This window comes from Methanosarcina sp. KYL-1 (assembly GCF_024372725.1).
Lineage (GTDB): Archaea > Halobacteriota > Methanosarcinia > Methanosarcinales > Methanosarcinaceae > Methanosarcina.
The window spans coordinates 40,211-67,076 of sequence record NZ_VOUA01000019.1 but is presented as its reverse complement, the minus strand read 5'-3'; the positions used below and the strand labels follow the sequence as shown (position 1 = coordinate 67,076).

Annotated in this window: 19 protein-coding genes and 1 pseudogene; 10 read left to right on the top strand and 10 right to left on the bottom strand. The window is 48.4% G+C overall.

Annotated features, from left to right (window positions below):
- Positions 1-271: 271 nt before the first annotated feature.
- From FTO70_RS12695 to tatC (FTO70_RS12680), 4 genes and pseudogenes are all read right to left on the bottom strand, one after another.
- On the bottom strand, positions 272-793 hold the full coding sequence (locus tag FTO70_RS12695) for a Nudix hydrolase (protein WP_255336124.1): 522 nt from the start codon (positions 791-793) through the stop codon (positions 272-274).
- Between the two features lie 139 nt (positions 794-932).
- Entirely contained in the window at positions 933-1,247 is a 315-nt protein-coding gene (locus FTO70_RS12690) for a twin-arginine translocase TatA/TatE family subunit (RefSeq protein WP_255336123.1), read from the bottom strand.
- A 640-nt stretch (positions 1,248-1,887) separates the two neighbouring features.
- Positions 1,888-2,049 (bottom strand): annotated as a pseudogene (locus tag FTO70_RS18060) (twin-arginine translocase TatA/TatE family subunit); the annotation flags it as partial.
- A gap of 64 nt (positions 2,050-2,113) precedes the next feature.
- Complete coding sequence (gene tatC / locus FTO70_RS12680; RefSeq protein WP_255336121.1) at positions 2,114-2,911, bottom strand: twin-arginine translocase subunit TatC; 798 nt, start codon at positions 2,909-2,911, stop codon at positions 2,114-2,116.
- A 271-nt stretch (positions 2,912-3,182) separates the two neighbouring features.
- Here tatC (FTO70_RS12680) and tatC (FTO70_RS12675) point away from each other — a divergent pair, with 271 nt between their 5' ends.
- The 4 genes from tatC (FTO70_RS12675) to FTO70_RS12660 all read left to right on the top strand — a co-directional run bounded on the left by tatC (FTO70_RS12675) (position 3,183) and on the right by FTO70_RS12660 (position 13,079).
- Complete coding sequence (tatC, locus tag FTO70_RS12675; protein WP_255336120.1) at positions 3,183-3,926, top strand: Sec-independent protein translocase TatC; 744 nt, start codon at positions 3,183-3,185, stop codon at positions 3,924-3,926.
- A gap of 522 nt (positions 3,927-4,448) precedes the next feature.
- The gene (locus FTO70_RS12670) at positions 4,449-5,501 is read left to right on the top strand and encodes a DMT family transporter (RefSeq protein ID WP_255336119.1); all 1,053 of its coding nucleotides are present in this window, start codon (positions 4,449-4,451) and stop codon (positions 5,499-5,501) included.
- A 457-nt stretch (positions 5,502-5,958) separates the two neighbouring features.
- Complete coding sequence (locus FTO70_RS12665; RefSeq protein WP_255336118.1) at positions 5,959-11,736, top strand: DUF3320 domain-containing protein; 5,778 nt, start codon at positions 5,959-5,961, stop codon at positions 11,734-11,736.
- A 359-nt stretch (positions 11,737-12,095) separates the two neighbouring features.
- Positions 12,096-13,079: a DMT family transporter gene (locus FTO70_RS12660; RefSeq protein WP_255336117.1), complete on the top strand. Its 984-nt coding sequence runs from the start codon at positions 12,096-12,098 to the stop codon at positions 13,077-13,079.
- 192 nt (positions 13,080-13,271) lie between these two features.
- Here the strand turns inward: FTO70_RS12660 and FTO70_RS12655 are convergent, their stop codons facing one another.
- The 3 genes from FTO70_RS12655 to FTO70_RS12645 form a co-directional block, all read right to left on the bottom strand.
- Positions 13,272-13,823 (bottom strand): pyruvoyl-dependent arginine decarboxylase, encoded by a 552-nt coding sequence (locus tag FTO70_RS12655; RefSeq protein ID WP_255336135.1) that lies wholly within the window; start codon positions 13,821-13,823, stop codon positions 13,272-13,274.
- 244 nt (positions 13,824-14,067) lie between these two features.
- On the bottom strand, positions 14,068-16,047 hold the full coding sequence (locus FTO70_RS12650; RefSeq protein WP_255336116.1) for a hydantoinase/oxoprolinase family protein: 1,980 nt from the start codon (positions 16,045-16,047) through the stop codon (positions 14,068-14,070).
- A gap of 417 nt (positions 16,048-16,464) precedes the next feature.
- Positions 16,465-18,387 carry a hydantoinase/oxoprolinase family protein gene (locus FTO70_RS12645; protein ID WP_255336115.1) on the bottom strand — a complete coding sequence of 641 codons (1,923 nt, stop codon included), beginning with the start codon at positions 18,385-18,387 and terminating at the stop codon, positions 16,465-16,467.
- Between the two features lie 410 nt (positions 18,388-18,797).
- Between FTO70_RS12645 and FTO70_RS12640 the strand changes: the two genes are divergently transcribed.
- The 4 genes from FTO70_RS12640 to FTO70_RS12625 all read left to right on the top strand — a co-directional run bounded on the left by FTO70_RS12640 (position 18,798) and on the right by FTO70_RS12625 (position 21,310).
- A complete protein-coding gene (locus FTO70_RS12640) occupies positions 18,798-18,986 on the top strand; it encodes a hypothetical protein (RefSeq protein ID WP_255336134.1) in 189 nt (62 codons plus the stop codon).
- Positions 18,986-19,267: a type II toxin-antitoxin system RelE/ParE family toxin gene (locus FTO70_RS12635; protein WP_255336114.1), complete on the top strand. Its 282-nt coding sequence runs from the start codon at positions 18,986-18,988 to the stop codon at positions 19,265-19,267. The genes FTO70_RS12640 and FTO70_RS12635 overlap by 1 nt, the downstream gene beginning before the upstream one ends.
- Before the next feature lie 315 nt (positions 19,268-19,582).
- Positions 19,583-20,344 carry a M48 family metallopeptidase gene (locus FTO70_RS12630; protein ID WP_255336113.1) on the top strand — a complete coding sequence of 254 codons (762 nt, stop codon included), beginning with the start codon at positions 19,583-19,585 and terminating at the stop codon, positions 20,342-20,344.
- Between the two features lie 462 nt (positions 20,345-20,806).
- On the top strand, positions 20,807-21,310 hold the full coding sequence (locus FTO70_RS12625) for a hypothetical protein (RefSeq protein ID WP_255336112.1): 504 nt from the start codon (positions 20,807-20,809) through the stop codon (positions 21,308-21,310).
- A 59-nt stretch (positions 21,311-21,369) separates the two neighbouring features.
- Here FTO70_RS12625 and FTO70_RS12620 read toward each other — a convergent pair whose 3' ends face one another.
- Positions 21,370-22,212 carry a CPBP family intramembrane glutamic endopeptidase gene (locus tag FTO70_RS12620; protein WP_255336111.1) on the bottom strand — a complete coding sequence of 281 codons (843 nt, stop codon included), beginning with the start codon at positions 22,210-22,212 and terminating at the stop codon, positions 21,370-21,372.
- 1,189 nt (positions 22,213-23,401) lie between these two features.
- Here FTO70_RS12620 and FTO70_RS12615 point away from each other — a divergent pair.
- A complete protein-coding gene (locus FTO70_RS12615; RefSeq protein WP_255336110.1) occupies positions 23,402-23,638 on the top strand; it encodes a hypothetical protein in 237 nt (78 codons plus the stop codon).
- Positions 23,638-23,901 carry a type II toxin-antitoxin system RelE/ParE family toxin gene (locus tag FTO70_RS12610; protein ID WP_255336109.1) on the top strand — a complete coding sequence of 88 codons (264 nt, stop codon included), beginning with the start codon at positions 23,638-23,640 and terminating at the stop codon, positions 23,899-23,901. Before FTO70_RS12615 ends, FTO70_RS12610 begins: the two co-directional genes overlap by 1 nt.
- A 547-nt stretch (positions 23,902-24,448) precedes the next feature.
- On the opposite strand, the gene FTO70_RS12605 is transcribed toward FTO70_RS12610, so the two are convergent.
- Both FTO70_RS12605 and FTO70_RS12600 read right to left on the bottom strand, forming a co-directional pair.
- Positions 24,449-26,173 (bottom strand): restriction endonuclease subunit S, encoded by a 1,725-nt coding sequence (locus FTO70_RS12605; RefSeq protein WP_255336108.1) that lies wholly within the window; start codon positions 26,171-26,173, stop codon positions 24,449-24,451.
- Positions 26,174-26,189: 16 nt separating this feature from the next.
- Positions 26,190-26,858, bottom strand: a complete 669-nt coding sequence (locus FTO70_RS12600; protein WP_255336107.1) for a hypothetical protein — start codon at positions 26,856-26,858, stop codon at positions 26,190-26,192.
- Positions 26,859-26,866: the final 8 nt, after the last annotated feature.

Sequence of the window (26,866 nt, the reverse complement as noted above, 5' to 3'; positions counted from 1 at the left end):
AGGCCGGTCGTCGGGGACGACCGGTGAGAGTAACGGTACCTGAAAAGCAGATTGAAAAAAGGTATTTAAGGATAACTGAACAGGGAAATTACAGTTGCCCTGTCTAATTAAATCTTATTAATTTGAACTGGTTGGCCTAAACTGGGTGATCAAAACCAGTTGGTCTGATCAGTACTTTTACATGTTTATTTTAAGCCTCTTACAGCTGATTCAAAGAGGTTTTCGACAAAGCCGCTTAAATAGCTCTTTAAATTACTGCCCAAAGAATTGCTCAAATAATATATCTCAAGCAGCCTTCCTCGAAGAACCTGCGGACTGCCGCCCTCAGCGCAGGTGCATAGTTTTCGGGTTTTTCTTCAATGGAGTAGCGGAGTTCTTCAAGCCCCACCCATTCCACGGAAGAAGCCTCTTCGGGATCGTGACGTATCATGCTTGCGTTTTGATCGGAACAGGCCCCAAGGTACACCATATGAAAGCCTCCTTTTCCATTCAGGATGCAGGGCAACCTGAACAGTTCCCTGAAGGGCACGGAGATCCCTATTTCTTCCAGCATTTCCCTTTTCAGGCAGTCTTCGTAGGACTCATCATTTACGGTACCGCTTACTGAGAAAGTGCACCTGCCCGGGTACCATAACTTAGAAAGTGCCCTTTTTTGCAGGAGCATTCGGTTCCGGCTGTCCAGGAGGATTAGATGGGAAGCCCTGTGAATGTGCTTTCCGGTGTAAAAATCTTCCCTGGGCCTTAGACCAATAAAGTTGTCGTTTTCATCTACTTCGGTAACCAGCTCTACCATTCAAACCTCCCCCGAATCTCCGCAAATGAAAGTCTCCGAATGGAATTACAGGGAAATCAGCTACAGGGAAATTAAAGAAAAATTAGCTACAGGGAAATCAAAGGAAAATTAAAAAGGGATTGAAAACGGGTTAAGGTTTTCAGGGTTCGGAAACTTCTTTGGGCTTTTCGGCAGCTTTCTGGATCTCTTCGAGGAGCTGGTCGTCGGTCTTGCCCTTTATGTTAATGCCCAGCTTTTCGGCGGTTTCCTGGACCTTGGTCTTCGGCGCCGCTGGCTCTTTAATGGATTTCTCAAATTCCTTCAGGTTTTGTTCGGATTCCTTCTGAGCTTTCTTGAATTCTCCCACCGAACTTCCCATAGACCGGGCCAGTTCGGGAAGTTTACTTGCCCCAAAAAGAAGCATTATCACTGCAAATATAAGTATAAGTTCTGTGGGACCTATCCCGCCAATCATGGTTATACCTCAGATCTTTACGTTTTACGGCTTATTTGAATATGTCAACAATCAGTGCAGGTTTTTTGCAGCACAAGACTGACTTAGAAGCTATCATGAATAATTTGGAATAAGTTGACTTAAGTCTAAGTAAGAATGAGGATTTTGTTCTATTATATAAAGCTTTTATTTTATAATTATTTTCAGGTCTGTTTTTATAAAATACCGCATAATATAAACCAGGGGTTTGCCTTTGAAGTACCCCATAAGCAAGCATCCTGCTGTACCCTAATTGTTGAACTCGCTCTATCAGGATTTAGCCACTTTATAGGATTTTAACCTGCTTTATAGGATTTTAACCTGCTTTATAGGATTTTAACCTGCTTTATAGGATTTTAACCTGCTTTATAGGATTTTAACCTGCTTTACAGGATTTTAACCCGTTTGATAAGGTTTTAGTTTTTTACACCTTCTCTGTAGGTTTCGCAGGCTCTGGCTCTTGCTGTTCAGGAAGGGAAGACTTTGATTCCAGTACGCTTCCAAGGCCGGAATTTGCCTTTGTTTCCCTATTTATACTACCCTTACTTCTGCTTTCCTTTTCTTTCTTTTTCGCATCCTCACCGCGTTCTTCAGGGTCCGCGTCCTGTCCGGGCCTCCGGGTGTAGGCGTCAAAATCCGTAAGCTCCAGTTCCGCAGCCCGCTGGGCTTTTTTGAACTCCCCTACCGCACTTCCGAGAGACCTTGCAAGTTCGGGAAGCTTCTGGGGCCCGAAGAGGAAGAGGGCAGCGATAAGGATTGCGATCAGCTCGGTGGAACCTATCATTGCCGGCTATTATCAACTACCAAATATAAAAATTCTTGCAAAAGGCAGGAACACCTCCTGCCGCTCAAAAGAACCGGACCAGCAGAAGGCTGAACTCAAAGAGGATTACCAGCAAAAGCGCAACCAGGACCTGGGCAATGAAAGTCGGGTCAGGGGAGAGGAAGAGGGAAAGGGCCGCAATTGCACTGTAGACTAAAACCCTCTGCTTTTTGAGGGTTTCGTACTTTACAAGCCCCATTTTCACGGCAAAGACCACAAGGAGAGGGGCCTGGAACACGACCCCGAAACCTGCCAGGATCATGGTTACGGCCGAGAGGGTATTCTGGACGGAAAGCTGGGCCGAGGCCAGGTCTCCCGAGTAGAAAATAAGGAGTTTGAACATCACCGGCAGGACCAGGAAGTAGCCTATAGCTGCCCCTAAAATGAAGAGGAGGAAGGAAGCAGGGATGACTTTCAGGAAAAAGCGCTTCTCGTGGGGGTAGAGCCCCTTGCCTGCAAACCTGTAGAGCTGGTAGAAGAGCTGAGGAATTGAGATTGCAAGCCCGAAGACCAGGCAGAGCTTGAGCCGGGCAAAAACCCATTCCAGCGGGGAATACACAGCCATATCCAGTTCGGGGCTTATGAACTCACTCCAGATGAGCATCATCCCCTTCTCCGAGAACGGGTATGCAACCGCAATTCCCAGGAAGAGCCAGACCAGGACGACTGCAAGCCGGTCCCTGAGCTCTCGCAGGTGGACCGTAATTGGTTCTTCAAAATCCCCCGGGACCCCGGAAGTGGGTGTATTCCCGCTTCCGGAGCTTACTGAGGCAGGGGGGGAAGGAGAGGCAGGGGTCTGGCTGCCGGCATTATGAGAGTTCATGGTTTTTTCGCCGTAACTTTCTTTCGTCCTGTAACTTGAATTTATTTTTTACTCGAATATCTTCTTTACTCGAATTTCGTCTTTAACACTGCACTTAAATAAATATATTAATATCGGAACATGTTATTACATCTACACCCGGGCAGATCCCCAGATCTTTAGGGAGTCATAGGAAAGCCTCCGGATGTTTTCGGAAAGCTCCGTGCTGTTCCCGGAAAAAGCCCGAATCCGATAAAAAATTTGCGTTAACGCTGCCGGAAAGGTACTTCATATGTCTGAAGCTATTGAGAATTTAAGTGTAATCCTGTTGACCCTGCGGAAAAAACTGGCGCTGATTGCAGGGGTCCTTTTCCTGGGCATTGCCCTTTCTTTCCAGTTAACGGGTCCCCTGATAGAAAGGATGAAAGAGGACCTGCTTCCCGAGGGAGCAAAGCTGGTGTACGTGACCCCTCTGGAAGTAATGATGCTAAAGCTCAAGCTCTCCTTCATAATAGGGCTGCTTGTGGCCCTGCCCCTTATAACGTTTTACATCTACAGGGCAATTTCACGCCGCTTTTCGCTCCGGAACCCGATAGTTGTCAGGCGCAGCCAGTTTGTTTTTCTCTGCACGGCTGCCCTTGTCATGTTTGCCCTTGGGGCTTCCTACGCTTACTTCATAATGCTGCCCCTCTTCCTGGAATATCTCTACTTAAATGCAGCCGGTTCCGGAGTGACTGCGACCTATTCGGTCTTCAAGTTCATCTCCTTTGCAGCCGCAGCCACAGCCCTCTTCGGGTTGATCTTCGAACTCCCTATCGTGCTCACCTTCCTCACAAGAAACGGCTTTGTAAAGTACGAGACCCTCGTGACCTACAGAAAGCACATCTACATCCTCTTCCTGGTTGCAGGAGCCGTAATCACCCCCCCGGACGTCCTCAGCCAGGTAATGGTTGCCGTCCCCATGACAATCTTCTTTGAGATCAGCATGGTGGTCGTAAGGATGCTTGGGGTGAAGAAACGAAACCCTGCAGCCTGACTTAGGAAACTCTACGGAAGAAAAACGATCACAAGGAAAATGCTTGCAAGAAAAGAAAAACGACCAGAAAAGAATGACAAGAAAAAAACGACCTGAAAGAAGGAAATTGAGAAAAGGGATTTCAGGGTGAAGTGTGCAGATTGAAGGGCAAGGGCGTGTCCGGGGGTGATGTGATGATAGTTGAGAAAGGAACCCGGACACGCCCGGAGTTCTCCGTTTCTACACTCACCTATCCATACGTATTTTTGTTTTGACAGTATTTAATGTTATCGAAACAATTTTATAAAAATTAAATAATACTACGAATCGTGTGAAGTATACAGTCATTAGTATAATTCAAGCTGGTATACAAGCTGGAAAATATGGCCTTCTTAGTAATTGAAATTGCAAAGCCATAATATGTTCGGAAAATACCTTTCTACAAATGAAATTATACATAATTAGAAAGCCCGGTTTGCCGGTTAACACTTTCACCCTGCTCTGGAAAGTATTATTAAATCGAGTCCCGTATTTGGAAGGGTCATGGAGCCCCATCACCTGAAAGCCAGTATCCAGGTAGTTGCCGCATCCGTTATCTACGGGTTTGCAGGCATCTTTTTCGTCTACATAAAAAGCATGGCTGCAGGCCCGGTGGTGTTTTACCAGCTCCTTTTCGGCTTCCTGGCGCTTATAGCTTACATGGCGGCTTCCGGAAAATTTTCCGGAATGCGGCTTCGGGGAAAGAGAAAAGCCCTCTTCCTCTTTGGGGCCTGGCAGGCAGGGGTGATGGTTTCTTACTATACGGCCGTAAGCCTCACAAATGTCTCGGTTTCCGTGCTGCTCCTGTACACTGCCCCTCTTTACGTGGTGCTTCTTGCTCCCCTTATCCTTAAGGAAAAACTTAACAGGCGCAGCCTTGCAGCCCTCGTGTTTTCCCTGGCCGGCGTGGCAGTCGTGGTAGGGCCGGAAAAACTTGCCTTCGGCCCGGGCACAGGAAACGGGAGCTATCTCCTCGGAGTGCTGATGGGGCTTTTTGCGGGCTTACTTTATGCCTGCATCATCCTGACTTCCCGCTACCTCAGGGACGAATATTCGGGCCTGGAACAGCTCTTCTTCTCAACAGGGGTTACCCTTGTGCTCCTGCTCCCCTATACAGGGCAGGCCTCTGCAGCAGCCCTTCTCGAAAACCTGCCCGTCCTCCTCTTCCTCGGAGTGATGATCACCTCCCTGGGTTCCATCCTCTACTTCACAGGGCTCATGCATGTAAAAGCCCAGAACGCGAGCATCATCTCCCTGCTTGAACCTGTAAGTGCGATTTTTTTTGCCTACATTCTCTTAAATGACCCTATCTCGGGGGGCACCCTGTTAGGCTGCACCCTTATCCTTGCAAGTTCCTTCCTTGTAAGCCTGGATGAGGAAGATAAGGCCGGAAGCGAAGTTATGCCCGGAGAAAGAGAAAATGAGAGAGGACTGAAGCATCCTCAGGGGGAGCTGCCCCCCGGAGATGAAAGAATTCCGCCAGAGGAAATAATTCCTCCGGAAGAAACCTGCGGAAAAAGCCTGCGAATGGCGGCTGAAAAGGTTGTTGAGAGATAACAGTGAATGGTAAATGGGGCAGGAAAACAACGTGAAATGAGATCGGATGAAGATAACACTGAATTTTAATTTTTACAATATAATTGCTGATAACTATTGGTATACTGATAACTATCGCTATACTGATAACTATCGCTATACTGATAGCTATCGCTATACTGATAACTATCGCTATACTGAAAACTATTGGTATAATGATAACTATTAATAGAATGTTTGATGATAAAAATAATTTAAAAGATAAGATTCAGAAAACTCTCCAGGAAAATATTTCTTCATATAATGTAAAATATTTCTTCGTAAAATGTATTTCTTTTCGAAATATATTTCATCCTTTAAAACGAAAGTTCCTTACCCCCTACGTAACATCAACAAAATTTATTAGTAATCATCCTGTATTCTTATTCTGTATTCTAAATATAATTCACAAATTATGTAAACAGGGCCTGGTATTTTTATGGTAGATGTAGTTCAGGAATTGGAAGCATTAAGGCAAAATTTGCTTGACCTGTCTCTTCGAAACAACCTTCTCAATTACCGCCCTTCCCAGAGACGTACCCTCTCAATTGCAGGCAGGACCCCGGCTGAGGTCTACGAGCTCTTTGTTCTCCAGGAAAAATCAATGAAGTTCAGGGCAAAAGCCCGGTCGAAAAAAAGCAAAAAAGCCGGGAATGGGGAGGTTGGAGAAGATGATACTGCCGAAAACGAGAGCAAGCTCCTCAAAGCAATAGGCAGGATCCTGACCTCGGAGGAGAAAAGCAAGACCACTCCTTCCCGTTTCGAGCCCTTCCTGGACACTCCGGACGACAGCGAAACCCTTGAGAGGAAACTTTTTTACGTCCACAACCAGGCAAACTCCATTTTTGAAGAACAGGGGTACCCTGTGCTCTACCTTGCTCTTGGTTTCCTGCAGTGGAACGACACCAGGTCATCCGTTAAAAACCCGAGAGCTCCCCTTGTCCTGATCCCCGTGGAACTCAAGCGGATAGGCAAAGGGCGCAATTTCAACCTCCAGTGGACCGGAGACGAAATTTTCACCTCCATCACCCTGCAGGCAAAGATGAAGGAAATGGGAATAGAAGTCCCCGAGTTTGAAATGCCCGAGGAGGCTTCCGGAATTGAGGAATACTTCAAAGCCGTGCAGGGGGCAATCCGCGAAAAGCCGGACTGGAAGCTCCTTTCGGAGATCTGCCTTGACCTATTTAACTTCAGGAAATTTGTCATGTACAAAGACCTGGACCCTTCCACCTGGCCCGAGGACATGTCCCCTGCGGAGCACCCCCTGGTCCAGAAGATATTCAACCCCACGGAACCCGAATGCAATGTCCCTGGCTTCCTGGAAGAAGAAGTTGACCTGAAACTTTCAGTAAAAGACACCTACCACATCCTGGACGCCGACTCCTCCCAGATTGCGGTTATGGAGGACGCAAAAGCCGGAAAGGACCTGGTGGTCGAGGGCCCCCCCGGTACGGGCAAGTCCCAGACCATTGCAAACACCATTGGCGAACTGCTGGCCCAGGGGAGGAGCGTCCTCTTTGTAAGTGAGAAGATGGCAGCCCTCCAGGTAGTAAAAAGCAGGCTGGACGCTGCTGGCCTGGGCGAACTCTGCCTGGAAATTCACAGCCACCAGACCCGGAAAAAGGCCGTGCTCGAAGCCCTGGAAAAGGCCCTGAACCGCCCGGCTCCCCAGGCAATCAGCCCGGACCGGGACATCAATGAACTGGAAAAGCTGAAACGTGAACTCAACGAGTATGCCCTTACCCTGGGAGAACCGGCAGGCAAGCTTTATTCCAGCCTCTATACCCTCTACGGTGTCAGGGAAAAGAACAGGGCTTATTTTGAGGCAAGGGGCTTGAAAATGCCCCGCTTCGATCTCAAGGAGCCTGAGACCTGGGAGCTTGAAGCCTGGACCGAAGCCGAGTCCGTCCTGGAAAAACTGGGGCGGGTACTCCCGGCCCTCGGCCCTGTCAGGAAAAACCCCTGGTACGGGTGTGAACCCGGGCTTGTGCTCCCTTCGGACCTGGGAGAACTCGAACCCCTTGCCGAAGACTGTGCCGCGGCATTCGAAGCCCTGGAAAAAACCATAAAAACCCTGAATGAACTCTCGGCAAGCTCAAAGCCCCAGTCCCTTGAAGGGGTCAGGGCCGTGATAGGGGCCGCAAAACTTGCAGCCGGCTCAAAACCCCTGCCCGAGGCAATGCTCCAGAACGCCGAATGGGAATCCGAAGCCTCAAAGGCCGAAGCCGCGGCCCTCGTCTCGAAACTCAGGCAGTACCTGGAACTGAAAGCCTTTGTGGACAAGACATTTTATCCTGCTATTCTTGACCTGGACACCTCGGAATTCGAGAAATTGTCCCATAAACTGCTGAAGCAGCTGAACCCGAAGTACCGCAAGCTGAAAAAGGACATTACGGCCTGCTATGCCTTCGGGGCCCCGAAAGACAGCCAGATCCTCCTGGACCTTGCCTGCCTCTCAGAATGCGAGACCCGCAGGTTCGAACTTGAGGGTGCGCAAAGCAAAGGCAAGAAGTATTTCGGGGAGTACTGGAAGGGCTTTGAAAGCGATCCTGTTTTCCTGGAAGAGTACGGCAGGTGGATAATCCCCTTCAGGAAATACGTAAAGGAAGGAGTATTCACTGACCGGGTCTTCAAGCTTGTCACCGGCGGGGTAGAAGAAGGGAAATTCGAACCCGCAATAAACGAGGTCCTCGAAGCGAAAAAGGCTTTCCTGGATTCCCTTGAGAATTTCGGGGCCCGGGTAGGGGCAGATTTCACAAAAATGTTCGGGACCGGACTTGAAAACGTGAAAATAAGCCAGCTGAAGTCCCGCGTAACCCGGTGGAAAGCCGAAACCCCGTCGCTTGTGTTCTGGAGCCAGTTCCTGGGGTACAGGCAGGCCTGCCTGGACACGCTTGCAGCCCCGATGATGGAGGAAATCGAGGCCGGAAAAATCGAGCCCGAGGACATGATCCCTGCTTTTGAAGGGAACTACGCCGAAACCCTCCTGCACCGGGCTTTTAAGGAAAGGCCTGCACTTTCGACTTTTATCCGGGAACTCCATGAGGGCAAGATCAATAAGTTCACCGAACTTGACCGGAAGGTCCTTTTGGAAAACCGGAAGAGGATCATCCACTCCGCATACGAGGAAACCCCGAAACTCACCTCGGGAGCCTCACGGGCTTCGGAAGCCGGGATCCTCCTTAACGAATTCAACCGGAAACGGGGACATATGCCCATCCGCACCCTCATGAAAAAATCCGGGGGCCTGGTCCAGAAGATCAAGCCCTGTTTCATGATGAGCCCCCTTTCCATCGCCCAGTACCTGGACCCGCGGAGCACCCGCTTTGACGTGATCATCTTTGACGAGGCCAGCCAGGTCAGGCCCGAAGACGCAGTAGGCGCCCTCCTGCGCGGAAAACAGGTGGTTGTCATGGGCGATTCAAAGCAGCTTCCCCCAACCACTTTCTTCGATACGGTCATCGACGCCCCGGAAAGCGAACCCGACGACTACGCAGCCGCAGGGGACATGGAAAGCATCTTAAACGTCTGCAAGCGCAGTTTCCCGATCAAGACCCTGCGCTGGCACTACAGGAGCAGGCACGAGTCCCTGATTGCGGTCTCAAACCAGGAGTTTTACGACAACCGGCTCTACGTCTACCCCTCCCCCATGCAGAAAGACGAGCGCCTGGGCCTGAAATTCGTGCACCTGCCCGATGCCGTCTACGACAGGGGCAAAAGCGGGGCCAACAGGGAAGAAGCAAGGGCCGTTGCCAGGGCGGTGTTCGAACACTTCCGCAGGTACCCGGACAAAAGCCTGGGGGTCGGGACCTTCAATGTAAAACAGCAGGAAGCCGTCCAGGAAGAAATCGAAGCCCTCATAAAAGCCAGCCCCGGAGTGGACCTGAACTCCGGGAATGAGAGGGGCGAGCACTTCTTTGTAAAGAACCTCGAAACCATCCAGGGGGACGAAAGGGACGTCATCCTGCTGAGCGTGGGCTTCGGCTTTGACAACAACAGGAAGCTTTCCCTGAACTTCGGGCCCCTGAACCGGGAAGGCGGAGAGCGCCGCTTAAATGTCCTGATCACCCGTGCCAGGGAAAAGTGTGTGGTCTTTGCAAACTTCACCTCAAGGGACCTGCACCTGGACGAAAACTCCTCCTTCGGGCTCCGGGCCCTCAAAGTCTTCCTTGAGTTTGCGGAAAGCGGGAGGCTCCTCTCCCCGGCCTGTGGGAGGGAGGATGCCGAATCCCCCTTTGAAGAAGCAGTCTCCGATTTCCTTACGGAAAACGGGTGTGAAGTCCACAGGCAGATAGGCTGCGCCGGGTACCGGCTCGACCTTGCAGTCCCTGACCCCCGGCACCCGGGCCGCTACATTCTCGGGATCGAATGCGATGGGGCAGGTTACCATTCCTCTCCCGTTGCCAGGGACCGGGACCGCCTGCGCCAGCAGGTACTGGAAGGGCTGGGCTGGAAACTCTACAGGGTCTGGTCCACGGACTGGTACCTGCACCCGAAAGAGAGCCGGGAAAAACTCCTGGAAGCCGTGAAGGCAGCTGTCGAGCAGGCCCGGCTGGAAGCTCCGGAACCTGAAACTCAACCTGAAACTCAACCCGAGACCGGGGCTGAGGAAGTATACCAGCCATTTTCCTGGAACGATACCTCAAAAGAAAGTTCCGGAAAAAAAGTTCATCCGGATGCCGCTTTCCTCACATCCGGCAGAAGCGAAAAAGTTGAAAAATTAAAGGGACCTGAAACTTCTTCCATGACAGAATACGGTGTCGGACCGGAAGAAGGACTGAAAGTAGAAGGACTGGAAGCAGGAGAAGGATTAGAAATAGAAGCGCTGCAAGCAGGAGATGGACTGGAAGTAGAAGAAGAAGAACTGGAAGCGGGAGGAGGGGAAGAAGATTACTCAAGCCCGTTTTCCGAACTTGAGCTAAACCTCTCAGGGCCCGCAGGAACGGACTTCCTCCCCGAAATGACCTCAAAAGCAGCAGCTATGGCTTCGCTGGCTGATGAAAACTCCCGAAAGAGGCCTGTAAGAAGGTCAGGGAAGTCAAAACTCCTTAAGTTCAATGTAGAACCCCGCACTATTACGGGAGAGGACACCGAAGGTGAGTTTGAGCCCATCCCTGAGCCAGAGCCTGAAAGGCTCAACTTCTATCAGGCTTACCCGGATGTCGATTTCATGGCAAGCCCCGTAAAGAAAAGAAAGGGCAAAAGGATCAATGAGTTTGCTTACATTTACGGGTCAGGGGGATTTTTTGAGCCTGAGTCCGATTCCGAAGAAGAAGGAGAAGAAGAGGACAACTCCATAAGCGGACCGGAAGTTAAGCCTGGAACGAAAATGGGGCCTGAATTTGAAACCAAAGCTGAAATTGAAACCGAATTTGAAACCGAAACAAAGCCCCTTCAGGAACCTGAACAGGAAATTGACCCTGACCCCGAAGCTCTGACTCTGCAGGCTTTCTGGCCGGAAAAGGAAGCTGAAATGGAAGGGAAAAACGATTCAACAGATTCTTTCACCCAAACAGATTATTTCACCCTGAAACCAGAAACCTTAGCTCCCACAAAAAGGGTATCAGAGGCCCTTTATGCTGCAAATGCCGGGACCGACGAACCCGAGGGGCCTGAAAAGCCTTCAGGAAAAGAAGGGTCATCTTCAGGAAAAGAAGAATCCCTCGAAGCTCTTGTACCTCCCTACAGGGTCTGCCTCTCCCCGGGGCTTCCAAAGTCAGGAGACCTTTCCGAAGTCCCGGATGAAGAACTGATAGGCGCGGTAGTAACAATCGTAGAATGTGAAGGCCCCGTGCATGAAGAGGAACTGCTCCAGAGGATTAAGCTCCACTGCGAAATCCCGCGTATGGCCGGTAAAATCAAGACACGAATTTTCGATTCAGTGGCCTCAGCCGGGGAATCGGGAGAAATCCGGATAAAGGGAGAATTCCTCTGGCCTGTTTCCGGGCCTTCTGACCTCCTCCGGAGGAGGGAGGGAGACACAGCAGCAAAGATAGAATGGATCTGCGACGAGGAAATCCTGGAAGCTGTCCGCTTTGTGCTCAATTCCCAGTATTCCACTCCCCTGGAAGACCTGGTGATCCAGGCCTCACGGGTGCTCGGGATCAGGACAACTCGCAAGAATACGAAAGAAAGGATCGAGGCCCTTATCCTTTCAGGGATAGAGAGCAACGAGCTGACCCGGATGCCCAATGAAATGATCTATTTTGCGGAGTGAAGAAAAAGAATTCCCATTTTTCCTTTAAAACTTCTTACAGCTCCTATTTTGCAAAAAAAGGGCATAGTCTATTTTTTTATTTTTTAAACTGATATCGGTCACCTTACTCTTCAAAAACCCTCTTTTACCTTATTTTTTTGATTTTAATCGCATAATATCCCCTCTATTGATTAAAAACTCTAATTAGTCATATTTTTTCATTTTTAATCCCTTAATACCCTATTTTTCCATAAAAGACTCTATTAAATCCCATTTTTCCCCCTATAACTTATTCTTAAGTGCCCTATCCTCAAAAGATCTGTCATTATCGATTATTTTCAAAAAAATATATATCCTGGTTCTGTTATTCATGCTGCATCATGCCCCAGACAGTTAAAGAAAATAATAAACCCTTTACAGCCGTTATAATTTCCTGCATCCTCTTTGGGATGATAGGGATTTTCGTAAAAGACATAAAAAATATGGAAGTAGGTTCTATCCTTTTTTACAGGCTTTTTTTCGGATTTGCAGCCATCTTAGCGTACTTAGCAGTGACCGGGAAGCTGGAAAAGCTCCAGTTAAAGCAGAAGAAACACTACATACTTTTGTTAGGGGTACTGAACACGGTGACAATGTTCTCGTACTTTTCGGCAATCAAGCACACCAGCATCCCCGTGGCCGTTCTCCTCCTCTACACAGCCCCGATTTATGTTACCCTGCTTTCCCCCTTCATACTTAAAGAGCGCGTAACCCTCCGCAGCATGTTTGCCCTTACCCTGTCCCTCTCAGGGATAGTGCTAGCAGTCGACCCTGCAGGGCTCATGGGAAGTCCGGGGAGTGCAGGAGTGCAGGGCAGTTACATCGCAGGCATGTTTTTCGGGCTGCTCTCGGGGCTTTCCTACGGCTGTTCCATCATGACCGTAAACTACCTCAAAGAGACTTATTCGGCGGTCGAGCAGATGCTCTGGTCAACGGGAGTAAGCCTGGTGCTCCTCCTGCCATTCGGAATTTCGGTTCCCGGGCCCGTGCTGCTTGATAACCTGGGCATGCTCATACCTTTCGGGGTTATCGCCACTGCTTTTGGATCCCTTCTCTACCTTAGCGGAGTGGCCCACATAAAAGCGCAAACCGCAGCCGTGCTCTCCCTCCTTGAGCCGGTAAGCAGTATCTGCTTCGGCTGCACTGTACTGGGAGAACCGATTCAGGCAAACACAATAGGAGGCTGCCTTTTTATCCTGGCAGGCGCCTTCCTTGTCGGTCGCAGCACCCCACGGCGGCCGAGAATAATTTCAGGAAAGTATTTCAGGGGCATCCAGGCCAGGTTATTCCAGCCCTTCATGCCACCAAGACCGGGGAAGCTTTGAAGCTAATCTCTTCCCCTTTTTAGGTTTTTAATTTATCCGGTTTTTAATTTTTCCGATTTTTAATTTACCCGATTTTAAATTTTTCCGGTTTTAATTTTCTTTTTTGCTTCAAACAGTTCTCAGGATTATTAGTTCTCAGGATTATTAAGTTCTCAGGATTATTAAGTTCTCAGGATTATTAAGTTCTCAGGATTAAGTAGGGGATGTCACAAAGACCATGGCAGCTACAACGGTGGTCCATTTTCCGTCTTTGTCGCCTTTTGCGGTCTGACACATGTGGAAAGTATCGAAAATGTGTCCGCTTGCTTTGTACACCTGCTCCCTTTCATGCCAGGCCATCTCTGCATCAAACTCTATTCCGAGGGTTGTTGCCAGCATGGTTGCTGCCAGGTCTTCTGCATATTCGCCGGCGATTACTTCCTCCTCCCCGAAGGAGTGGTGTTCCGAGATATAACCGTAAGTATTTTCATTGACCGGGACGGCGGTCCCTATAGCCGAAGCCAGCAAGCGGTGGGGTTCGTTAGTATCGTTCCTGGCAAGAACACAATGGACAATGGCACCTGGTTTCAATTCTTCCAGGCCTTCTTCTCTGGGCACAAGCTTGCAATTAGGGGGCAAAATACTCGAAACGCTCACGAGGTTGTACTTCTCTATTCTTGCTTCCCTTAAGGCGAGTTCAAAGGACGCCAACCGGTCCTTGTGTACGCCAGTACCCTTTGTTAAAAATGCTTTTCTGGGAATTATGTTAACACCTTCAAATGTCTTTATGCGTTTGATGTGCGATTTCCATTGTCTGAACAAATGATACACACACAAATAATTTCAAGCCTTTGATAGTTTGAAGAGAGAACTATGGGCTTAAACAAATTTTATTCTTTGCTTGAATTGTACAGGGAAGTTATGAACTTTACCCTTTTCAGTCTTTATTTTCAGATGGAGAGGCCTCCCCTGAAACTGTATATCTCAAAAGTGAGCTTTCTTCCGAAAGCTATTCAAAATCTTCGCCGGCCCCTATTTTCCTGCCAACGGCTTTTTCGTACACGTCAGACCTGGCGACTCCTTCGAAGATCAACCTGGTCTCGATTGGGACTTCACTTGCCGGGGTCAAAATTTCCTTCTTTTCGACATTGACGGTGACCTGGTCCGGAGAAAGTCCTGATTCAGCCATGTAGTCCAGGACCAGTTTTCTCCCGAACTCTTCGGCATATTCCATGGCTTCGCTCCTTATGAGGAAATGCCGCCTCCCGACAGGGGTGTACACGAAGATGCCCTTTGTCCTGAGGTCGTACCTGGACTCGCTGTAAATTGTGCGGACGGTAATTTCAATGCGTTTGATCCCTTTTCCTACAAGAGCTCCTACCGCATTTCCCACGTCCGAAAACTCCGGGACCAGGATTTCGGCATCAACCAGTTCCTTCAACTCGTCCACATATGCCCTGACCGGGCCTCCCAGGAGGACAACCGGGACATCAACCTTGAAGCGGGAGAAAAAGCTGCCCTGCAGGATTTTTTCGATTTCACCCCTATCAACCCCTTCCATCAGGAAGGCTAGAAGGTCTTTTGCCATGTTCCTGGCAAAGAGCCGCTTCACTTTCGTGCAAAAATCGTACTTGTCCGTCCCCACGAAATTTGCAAGCATGGTCGCCCCGATAAGGGAAGCCTCGGCGTCCCACTCCGTATATTCCCCGAGTACGTGGAGGGCGTCGGTAGGGGTAAAGCCAATTGCCTGGACAAGCCGTTTCTGGATCAGGGAATCCATGACTCTCTTTGCGGGGAGGACGTTCCTGTCCCAGTAGATATCTTTGAGGGAGAGTGGCTCGTCTCCTATGAGAGCCAGGAGTTCTGCTTCTTCCCTGCTCAAATCGGCGGGTTTCTGCTTTGTCCGGACAAAGAATTTGGTTGCCTGGATGTGCTCGTTCAGTTTGAGCCTGTCAGGAATCCAGCGCTTTTTCAGGGTGTTCATGAAGGTGGGATAGAGCACTGCTGCCCTGCAGAGGGGAATCACCCTTCGGGGCCCGATATTTATATCGCTGCCCCGGACCCAGACGTGGCTGTCCCCTCCCATTGCCGAAGTCTCCATCCGGAGAGCCCTGACCTTGGTCTGCCAGCCGCCTACAACAGCTCCTGTTTCACTGAGGTAGGGAAGCCCCCTGTGAATAAGGGAAACGTCCGTACTCGTCCCCCCTACATCGATTACGGTACATGTCTCCTGCCCGGAGAGGTAGGAGGCCCCGAGCAGGCTTGCCGCAGGCCCGGAAAAGACAGATTCAATGGGTTTTTTCATGGCTTCCTGCATGCTCACAACAGACCCGTCGCAGCGGAGCATGGCAATCCGGGATTCAAGCCCTCTCCTCTCGATTTCACTTACAACGGTCTTTAAAAAGCCCTCTGCAATCGGGAGGAGCTGGGCATTCAGGTAGGCAGTGACCCCCCTTTCGTAGGCCCCGAGGGACTGGGCAAGCTCGTGCCCGCAGACCACGGGAAGCCCTGTAAGATCCCGGATCAGGGTTTTTACCTGCAGTTCATGCTCCGGGTTCCGGACGCTGAAATAAGAAGAGACCGCAAAAGCCGAGACCCGGTCTTTGAGCCTGAGCACGAAGTTTTCAACGGCAGGAAGGTCAAGAGCTGTTATTTCCTCTCCCCGGCTGTCGTGCCCGCCCTTAACCATTATGAAGTTTTCAATCCCGGAGTCCGAAGGGATTTCATAGTCCCCGACAAGGACCAGTCCCACAGGGTAGCCGGTCTTTTCAAGGATCGTGTTGGTAGCAAGGGTCGTGGAAACCGAGACCAGGCTCACAAGCTTCAGCTTTTCCGGGTCAAGCCCGTCAATTGATTTCATAATTCCTTCAAGGAGGTCAGGGTAGGTCGTAAGTGCCTTATTCGAGCCCACAACCGCTCCGTCCGAATTCCGGATAAGGATGGAGTCGGTATATGTCCCGCCGGCATCAATGCCCAGACTATATGCCATTTTTTAAACAACTCCTGTTTTTGAACAATTTTAATACAGAGTCTCCAGGTAAAAGCTCCTGATTCAGGAACTCCGGTTCAGGACCCATAACTCGGGAACTCCGATGTATGCCATTTTTGTCAGGTACTTCAGATCCCGGTTGGGGAACCGGAGTCAGGAATTTCCTTCAGTCCTTCCCGCATAGCTCTTCCTCAGAAAAAGAAATGTTGAGTTCCGGAAAAGTACGCTGAATATAAAGTACGCTGCTCCTGGGCACCTTTATGGTAACTTTGCGGTTTGCCAGGTTGCAGATAATCTGTTAAGTTGCATTGTTGAGTTCATTATCTGCCATTAGTTGCATTGTTGAGTCCATTATCTGCATTATTGAGGGAAAAATATAAACGTTCCGGTAGTTGAGCCGGGGATTGTCCCCGGAACTCAGGTTTTCGGCATTCCGATCCCGACAAAAACCAGCTTTGTCTCCACGGGTATTGTCCCTGCTTCGCTCAGGGAAATGTCTTTTTTGCTGACCTCTATCTGCACCTGGCCCTTATCAAGACCGGCTTCGGTCATGTATTCCATGACAAGATTCCTTCCAAGGGAACCGGCATATTCCAGGGCTTCGGGATAACTCCCGAAGGTCTCCCGGCCCCTGGGGGAAAAGAGCAGGACAAGCCTCTTCCTGTCTTTTGCATACGTGCTCTTGATAAGGATTTCAATCCTTTTTATGCCCTTTCCGACAACTGCTCCCACGGCATTTCCGACTTCGGAATATTTCGGGACAATGATTTCGGCGTCCATGATCCGCTTCAGCTCTTCCGTGTAAGCAACCACGGGGCCTCCTATCAGCACCACGGGAATTTTCATCCTGAACTGGGTGAACCTGTCGGAGAGGATGATTTTTTCAATTTCCTGATCAGGGACGTCTTTCAGGATGTAGGACATAAGGTTTAAAGCCATATTCTTTGCGACATCCCTCTTAATCCGCCTGCAGAGTTCCATGTAGTCTACCTGGATGTAGCGTTCCAGGAGCTTTGCCCCTACCTTTGAGGCTTCGGCGTCCCAGCCTGTGTACTCCCCGAGCACATGGAGGGCGTCGGTAGGGGTGAAACCTATTGCCTGGACCAGGCGTTTTCTGATAAGGGAATCGAGCAGTCCCGGGGAAAGAGCTTTCTGGGTCTCCCAGAAGATCTCGTTTAAGGAAGTGGGGGTGTCCCCTATCCTGTCAAACATCGCCTGCTCAAACGGCCCCAGTTCCCCGGCTTCGGCTCCGGTCCTTATGAAGAACTTGGTCGGCTGGACGTTTTCTTCAAGGTGCATGGCTCCCGGGATCCTCCCTTTCTTCAGGTTTTCAAGGAAACCCGGGTACTTGACGGCTGCAACACAGAGGGGGATAACCCTTCTCGGGCCTATGTAAGTTTTCATGTTCCGGACCCAGACATGACTGTCCCCCCCCATGGCCGAAGTCTCCATCCGGATTGCCTTGACCTTGGTCTGCCAGCCCCCGACCACGGCTCCTTCGGCGCAGAGTTCGGGAAGCCCGCCTTCCAGCATGGAGACGTCCGTGCTTGTCCCGCCCACGTCGATTACGGCGCAGGTATCAAGGCCCGAGAGGTGGGACGCACCCACAAGGCTTGCCGCAGGGCCTGAAAAGATGGACTCGATGGGCTTTTCCAGGGCTTCGTTGATGCCCACAACCGAGCCGTCGCATTTGAGCATTAGCAGCCGGGCACTCATCCCCCTCCGGGTGATTTCGTCCTTGATCGAGCGGATGAACTGGCTTGCAATGGGGATAAGCTGGGCATTGAGGTAGGCGGTGACCCCCCTTTCGTAAGCCCCGAGGTCAAGGGAGAGCTCGTGCCCGCAGACTACGGGAAGCCCCGTAAGTTCCTGGATGCGGGCTTTGATTGCCAGCTCATGGGCAGGGTTCCTTACGCTGAAATAGGAGGAGATGGCAAACGCCGAGACCCTGTCCCGGACATTCCCCACAAAAGCTTCCACAGCTTCCATATCCAGGGAGACCAGTTCCGCCCCGTGGTGGTCATGCCCTCCTGCCACGACGGTATAGTAATCGACGTGCATTTTATCCGGGATTTCATAGTCCCCTACAAGGATCAGCCCTACAGGATAGCCGTTATTTTCAAGGATGGTGTTTGTGGCAAGAGTCGTGGAAACGGAAACCATCTTCACGTCTTTTAAATACGTTTCGTCCAGCCCGTCAATGGAATTCTTGATTCCGGCAAGGAGGTCCGGATAGGTGGTTAGCGCCTTGTTCGAGTCCATCACCCTGCCGTCGGAGTCCCGGATGATGATCGAATCGGTGTATGTGCCTCCTGCATCAATGCCCATGCTGTACTGCATATAAAAAATCTCCTCAGTTCTTTCTGGATAATTTAAGGCCCTGATAAAATAGTCGGGAATTTAGATAACCGGGAATTTATTATAGCCCTGGATATACTCTATGTAAGTGTATATTATAGTTGAAAATATATAATAGTTCTCCGAAAATTCAGGGTTGAATGGCAGGAAAAAGGCAGCTTCTGAAAACTTCTGAAAACTTCTGAAAAGCAGGAAGGAATCCGGCATGGTGAAAGGCCATGTAAGTTTTACGGGGAAACCCGGCCTTGCCCGCATGGTGTATCGGAAAGACCCCCGTTACAGTTTCATATTTTTTAACTCGGACCCCAATATTTATATAAAACGTTTTATAAATTCAACTTTCATCCTGTAATCTGATATGAAATTTAATAGAAGTTTTTTAAGTGAATGTCATGAAGTTTGCAGAAATACTCAAACAACTTGCAGCTTTTGAAAGGATGCTCAATGAGATAAAGTATCCTCCGGAAACTGCTTTCCAGCCTTCTTTTTCCCGCAGGATCCTAAAAGCCGAGCAGGAAAGTATGAAGTACGACTTTCCCGCTTTTGAAATTGAAGATTTACTAAAAAAGGTAGAACAATAATGACATACAGCGTAGCCGTACACCCTTCTGTCCGGAAAAACCTGGAAAAACTGCATCAGATCGACGGGCCAGGATACGATTACGTAAAAAAACGTCTCCTGCTTCTCGCTTACAACCCTGAAATGGGAATGCCCCTTGAGGCCGAGTTCCAGGGAAAGTGGAGGATTCACATCGGGCCCTACGTGCTGGTCTATACCTTTGACCCCTCCCGGAATATCCTTACAATTCTGGCCTTCGAACATTACACCCGGGCATACGACACGTACAGGGCTTACGCCTGAAATCCGGCCACTTCTGCCCTTTCCTGGCATTCAGGACCCTGTATCGGACTCAGGATCCTGTATCGGACCCTCGAAACCTGATTTAAATTTTTAATATTTTGGGGACGCCATAAGTTAGAAAAGCCCCAACACCACTCTTGCCCCCTCCAGCCGGAGGCCTTCGCACCACCACAGGCAAATATGGAGATTTGGGAAAAGGTTTTTTATTAAATATTTCAGAAAGCTCTAGTGTACGGAGAGCAGAGGCAGAGCTGAAGAGCACAGCTGAAGAACAGGACTGAAGAACGGACTGAAAAACAGGAATGAAGAACAGGAATGAATAAAAGAACAGAGGCTTCCCTTATGAGAAAAAGTGACAGTATAAACAGCGGCAGCCGGACGATAGCATACGAAATAGTCTACAGCAAAAGGCGAAAGAAAGCCGCAATCGTTGTCAGGCCTGACCTGAGAGTGGAGTTTCGAGCCCCTCAGGGCCTGAGCAGGGAAGCCATAAGGGGGATGGTCTCCCGGAAGGCTGACTGGGTGCAGGAAAAACTGGAATGGTTTGCGGCAAACCGTCCCCCTTCCCTGGAAAAACAGTACCTGGACGGGGAAAGCTTCCTCTATCTTGGCAGGGAATACCCCCTTAAAATAATTCTGGAAGGAAACGAAAAACCCGGGGCAGCCATCTGCGGCCCGGAACTAATAGTCAGGCTCCCGAAAACCTCTCCTGCGGAACTCCGGCCCGCCCTTGCAAAGAAAGCGGCCTGGCAGTGGTACCGGCAAAAGGCCGAGCTTGAGGTCAAAGGGCACCTTACAGCCTATTCGGAAAAGCTCGGGATAACCCCTCCGGCCTTCAAGGTAAAACACCAGAAAAGGCGCTGGGGGAGTTGCTCTGCAGATAATGTTCTCAGGATAAATTTCCAGCTAATGATGGCTCCGCCCGGGCAGCTTGAGTACGTGGTGGTGCACGAACTCTGCCATATAAAGGAGAAAAACCATTCTCCACGCTTCTGGAAACTGGTGGGAGAACTCATGCAGGGCTATGAGGTGCACAGGAAAGAGCTAAAAAAAGAAGGCTGGAAATACGTCCTTTAATTCCGGGCAGGCAGCTTCTTCAAATCTTCGGAATCTTCCTCAAATATATCGTCCCGTTTTTCAAATCCAGGGGATGCGCATAACCGGGAAACACACGTAAGCAGGAAACGCACGTAACCGCGTAAACAATTTATCAATTATTCAGTACTGCTAGAATAGGAAGGTATCATTCAAGATACCTTTACTATTATATACCGAGAAGAATATTCAATTATGGGCATCTGAAAAGGTAAACTTCAGAAAGCAAAAATAAGAACCATTTTTAGCAACTCACATATCACACCACTTTCCTAACAGATGCCCAACTCCACAAAAAAATGCTTTTTTTGTAGATCGAGCCCAATTGTTCTGATTGCGGTACTTTCGGGATTCTTCGCAGCGAGAGAACAAAATGCCTGAACTTCTAACAGGGTGCCTGAACTTCTTAAGGTAAAGTTATGCCTTTAAAGGCACATATTTAAAATGGGCGTTAACAACCCAACTTTTGGAAAAGGGGGTATCCTGTTCAAAAGTGAACCTGTTTCTTCGGGGGAGCGCAGGCCGGGGATGGGAAGTCCGGACCAGCATGCTGCATACAGGGATGAAGAGGCGTCCCTGGAAAAAACCGTATCCCTGTATCTGGTATCCAGGCTGGGGGAAGAGAATCTGGTCCCTATTGCTGCAGGTTTTTTATTGGTAGGTGCAGCTGCGGTAATACTGGCTCTTCGGGAAGAATCGACCTGGATTATAGTACCGGGATTTCTCCTCCTGGCAATTTCAGCTGCGCTTTTTACTTTGGAAGATTTCTATCGGTCCAGAAAATGCCGGAAATGCGGCAGGGAGTTCGCTTATGTGCCTGCAAAGGAACCCGATATAGTGAGATGGAATTTCAATATAATGGAAACCAGGTACTACAGGTGCAGGTACTGCGGGCATGAGTGTGTGGAAGTAAAAGAAAACAGCCCCCTGAGTTCTGCGGAAATGTGAGGGGCACTTTCAGTTCACCTTTCTCTTAAATGGTTTACTTTTCTCTCAAGTCTTTCAGCTCATTTCTCTCTCAAGTAATAGACTGCAACCGGGAGCAAAACGATTATTCCTATCAGGCCGCCGATGCCTCCGATCAGGCGGTTGTAATCGGGATAAACGATTGTCCAGATCCCGTAAGCCTGGGCATTAAAAACCCCGTGCATGAATGAAGCCAGGACGACACTGTCATTTTTCAGGGTCAGGGCCCCTATGTAGATCCCAAGCAGGGTGATAACCGCGACAAAGACCAGGCCTCCTGCAAGCCTGTCGGGATATCCCCCAAAGCCAATGAGGAAGACAAAGGGCATGTGCCAGATCCCCCAGATGATTCCCGAGAAAACCAGGGCCTTTTCTCTTCCCAGGGGCATTAATTTCGGAAGCAGGTACCCCCTCCAGCCGAATTCTTCCCCGAAAGCGGGGATGGAATTTATCAGCGGGGTGACTATAAGCGTGGAAAAGAAGAGCACGGCAATGAATAATGTGGGTTCCATGGGGGTTTCTTCGATCCCTGCCTGGGCCATAAAAGTTTCAAGCGTGAAGTCCGGGGAATAAAAGAGGCCCGTAATTGCGTAAATTACGATGAAGAGCAGGGGGATGAAGACCGCAACCTGCAAATAGGGCTTTTTGGGGCCGATTCTTAAGCCGGCATCCTTAAAACCCTCTTTTGTAATAAATTTCCTTACAATGAACGCCGAAATTCCCGGGAAGAACATAACTGTCGCAAGCGCAACGCTATAGTATGCCATCGTTTTGTCGGCAAGGTCAGTCCCCACATCTCTGAGGATAAGGGATACGGCAATGGTAGGAATAAAGGCGAGTGCCAGGAACCATGCAAGGCCTTTTTTATCGATTTCGTTTCTCATTTAAGTCCCCTCATTTTAGCCCCTCTCACGGAACGACTGTCCCGGGGTATTTCAGATTTAAAACAGGAGTGTATGTTTTGTTCAATAAAGTCATGTATTATTTTATTTAAAAGACACTATTCCCCGTCTTTGCGTATTTTCTTTTTGTATTTTAGCAAAATATACTTTGATGCAATAGTATATTTTAGTAAAATATGCCATGGTTACCACTCTGATCCTGACCATAAGGGATTTGCACGAAAAACCCGGTTGCATTTTTGCTTATATTTAAGCATCTGCGGCTTACTTCTAGCTGAAAGCACCCGGTAATTTTTCTCCACTATCTTTGCGGTAATTATACGGTACTTCCAAAATATGCAAATAATGCCAGTACACATTTAAAATTATATAGCATAAAAAATATTAAATACATGGGCATACGGGAACCTTTCAAACAGACCAAACAGACCACATTCGAAATCTCTTTTAATTCCTCCTTTAACCCAATTCCAATACCCGGGTGCCCAACTCTCCATATTACCAGGTCCTTGATAGATTCTGCTGAACTGCCCTAATTGCGCTTCGGCAGCAAAGTCGGGTACAGAAGCAAGATTCACAGGAAACACTGAGTTGTCAGCTGCGTGATTAAACTTTGACCTTTTTTGAGTAAACTTTTCAGATTCTGAGAAGCTTCTTTAGCCGCTTGATTTGCCACTTTCTGCTAAGATTCACCTTCTTTTTACTCATAGACTTTCTGAAATAGCCGTAAGGAGTGAGGAAAAAATAACGGTTTGAGGCGTTATTCCGGCCGCAAGGGTTTCGGATAATATCCATCTGTGAACACCGGGACGACTTTTTACCGCTCGTGTTCAAAATCCGCGGCCCTCATGACTTCCCAGAACCCGACATCGGCCCACGCAAAGCGCAGCTTTGCGGTCTTGTCCAAATGAAAAATGAAAAAGAAAAAGCGGAAATTTAAAAACCTACAGCGTTTGAATTTGCTGATTCTAGTTCAAAAGCAATACAACTCTAGTTTTATATTTAAGCGGCAGCCCCTTCTATTTAACCTCCGAACAACCATCTGCATAAGCTTCTCAACCTCTTCCCACGCCTTTCTAAGTATTCACCAATGTATCGCAGAGCGGCATATACAGTTTCTCTCACTGCGGGTGCTAATATTCATATCCTATGGACTCCTATAGGATACTATATGGCAGCTTCGACAACAATCTGTCTCGACCCAAAAGTTAAAGAGATGCTTGCAAGCCTGAAATCACATCCCCAGGAATCCTACAATTCGGTGGTTGAGAGGCTTGTTAACATGGCAATCGACCCCGAACCCCTGAGTGAAGAAACGATAAAAAGGATTGAAGAGGGGCTTGAGGATATCAAAAAAGGAAGGTACTATACCGAAGAAGAGGTCGCAAAGGAACTGGGGCTTGAGTAATGTACTCTGTGATTTATACCGAGGCAGCCCGCAAAGATCTGAAAAAGCTCCCCCACGAAGCGGCCCAGAGAGTTTACAATGCCATTAAACAAATAAAAGAAGATCCCTATTCTCACGTAAAAAAATTAAAAGCTTCACCCACCACTCCTTTTTATTCCCTGAGAGTTGGCGAATACCGTGTTGTCATGACAATCGAAAACCAGCAACTGGTTATTTTCGTCATCGAAATCGGGCACAGAAGCAAAATTTACAGGAAACACTGAATCCCTAATTGAGCCAGCAGAGTTGCGCCAGCAGAGTTGCGGCTCTGCAGTGCGCGTCCTTTTCGCTCACTTCGTTCGCTCAAGAGGACCATTTCAGAACGGTCAGATACGCTATTCCGGCCGCCAGGGTTTCGACAAGATCAATCTGAATATTCCTGCTTATTTTTGTGAGCATTTTCAGAACCCTCGGCCCTCAAGACTTCTCGGCGCCTGACAGCAGCCCCCGTTCACGAAGTGAACGGTCTTTCCCTGATGGAAAATGAAAAAGAAAAAGCGGAAATTTAAAAACCTACAGCGTTTGAATTTGCTGATTTTCGTATAACAGGACTATTCAGGGGTTTTCATGACTTCTTTTTTATATTTCATCTGCGGCCCCTTCTAACAAACCCCGAACAACCGTTTCCAGAAGTTTCTCGCTATCTTCCCCTAATTCCGCATCAGGAGCACGGTGTCCTTCCCGAATTGCGCCTCCCGAATTGCGCCTCGGGAGCACGGTGTCCTTTTCGCTGCGCTCAAGAGGACTATTCAGGGTTTCATAACTTCTTTATTATATTTCGGCGGCGGCACCTTCTAACAAACCCCTGACAACCGCCTCCATAAGCTTCTCGCTATCTTCCCTCTCTTTCTTTGATTTAGATTCGAGTTCATCGCACAAACCCATAAGCTGCTCGACCTTTTCAACGATGCGTTTTTGTTCATTGAGGGGCGGGATAGGAACAACCATTCGATCTATTATTTTTCCATTAATATTGGGATCTTTTCGAAGTCCGGCAGCGAATTTCATCCATTCTGATCTAATTGATTTTACATAACAATGTAAAAATTCAGGTAAAAAGTATTTGTTTGGATACATTCCACAAACTGATTGATTTATAGTACTTACCATCCCCAAAATACCAGATTTGCCGATTGTCCCCGCTCCTCCATACATTGCAACACATACAGTTCCAACAGGATAATACTTTAAGTTACAGTCTTTTACCGCTTCGGGAGTAATATTCTCCTCACAAGAAGTGACTATGCCATTGGTAAGATCGGTTGTTTTTACCCAATTTTCAGTTCCACCAATGAAGTAATCATGGTTTGATCTTTTAGGAGTTGTCCCACTTGATGTTAAAAATGAACTTCCAATTCTAGACCATATCCATCCAGCAGGTAATTTAAAGATCTCTTCATCAGCTTCTACAGATGGCAATGGTTCTTTTTCTCTAAGATTATACTCTTTAGCATACCTCTTTTTTTCAGCCTCAATTTTCTCAATCAAAACACTCGCTGGCTCATCCTCCGGATTCTGTTCCACAAGTTTCCCCTGAACCGCAAGCTGAAGAATCGCCTGCCTTAGTTTTTCAACATTTTCAGGGTTATCGTAGAGGAGATCAAAATTCTCGCAGATGCGCCGCCAGTGCTGTTCAAATTCCTCCTGGCTTTCGGCGCTGAGCATCCTGTCGAGGGCAGCGCTGTTGAGTTTGCTCTGAAGCTCCTGTTTTTTCTGGCGGCGGGCTTCGAGTTTGTCGCAGAGTGCCATCAGTTCGTCGACTTTAGAGACTATGCGTTTTTGTTCGGCGAGGGGTGGGAGAGGAAAAGGATTTTCGGAAAAATAGTCTTTAGGAACTCTTTTTTGTCCTGCAGACCCTGTCATTTTTGGAATCCCACCATAAATAAAATCTGGAGACTTTAAGTAAATCTGAGCATACTCAGGACTCATCAATTCTGTGAATGGTCTGAAAACATGTAACTCTGTTGTGCCGGCTCCGAATCCGTTTTTCAGCCCTTTCATAACGGCAGATTTTCCATTTTGAAAACAGGGAGTTATTTTTGCAAGAACCACATCGTTTTCAGCAAAATGTGTGAAACCTTTTTTTATTTCTTCCCATCTTCGAGTTTCTGTCTCAACAGCTTGTCCGTATTTTTCAGAAATATAAGTCATAGGAACAAATGAGACTTCTTTTTTGTCGGGAATATCATTGCGTGGATTTATCAATCCGCATTCTGAAAGAGCAGTCCATTCCCAGCTTGATGGAATTTCATAGGGAGCCTGATCAGAACCTATGGCACTTATTGATTTTGACCCTTTAGTTTTGCTTTCTTTTGTTAGCCTCTTTTTTTCAGCTTCCATTTTTTCAAGTAACACGGAAGCCGGCTCCTCATTTGGGTCCTGTGGAACGAGTTTTCCCATAACCGCAAGCTGCAAAATAAGCTCCCTTAACTTCTGCACACCATTCGGTGCCTCTGCCAGCATCTCAAAATTCGTAAAAAATGTTTCTGGGTCCATTTTTGATCTTCTTTGCTTATTCGACTACTGAGAAGAATTTGACTGCGAAATCACAGAACTGGATGATAACTTCTTTGTCAAGTTCAAATTCTTTTCGGGAGCCAAGGTAGTTTCTGGAAGTTGGGGTTACCGCTTTCCCTTCTTTCAGTTCTTTGTATGTGATGCATTTGATGTGGTTTTTCGAAACTACTACGAAGTGGCAGTTTTCGTAGGGATAGTCTTCTCCAGCGTCTTTGAGTTCGAAGGTTTCGTTTTTCCTGAATTTTACTTCGATGAAGAATACTTCGCCGGTTTTTTTGTTCTGGACAACGAAGTCCGGCATCTTTCTGATCGTGTAGGTTACGTCGTTTTTTACGCCTCTAAGCTGCTCCATGATACCGGGGATGGTGTTTTCCATGCCAAAACGGTATACGGAATAGTCCAGGTGGAGGAATAATTCTTCGACAAGGGTTTCTGCGATCCTGCCTTTGATCATGCTTTCGACAAAGTTTCCGTCCCTTTTGGAGAAATTAGATAATTTATCGGAGTCCTGGGATTTGGGAATGTTGTTGGAGTTACTATTATCATATTTGGAGCCGGAGTTGTTCTGGTGTTCCCTGCACAGGGCCTGGCCGTATTTTTCCATCGAGTATTTGAATTCCGCTTCCTTGATGTCTGATTTGCAAACTGAACAAAAGTATCCCATTTTGAAAC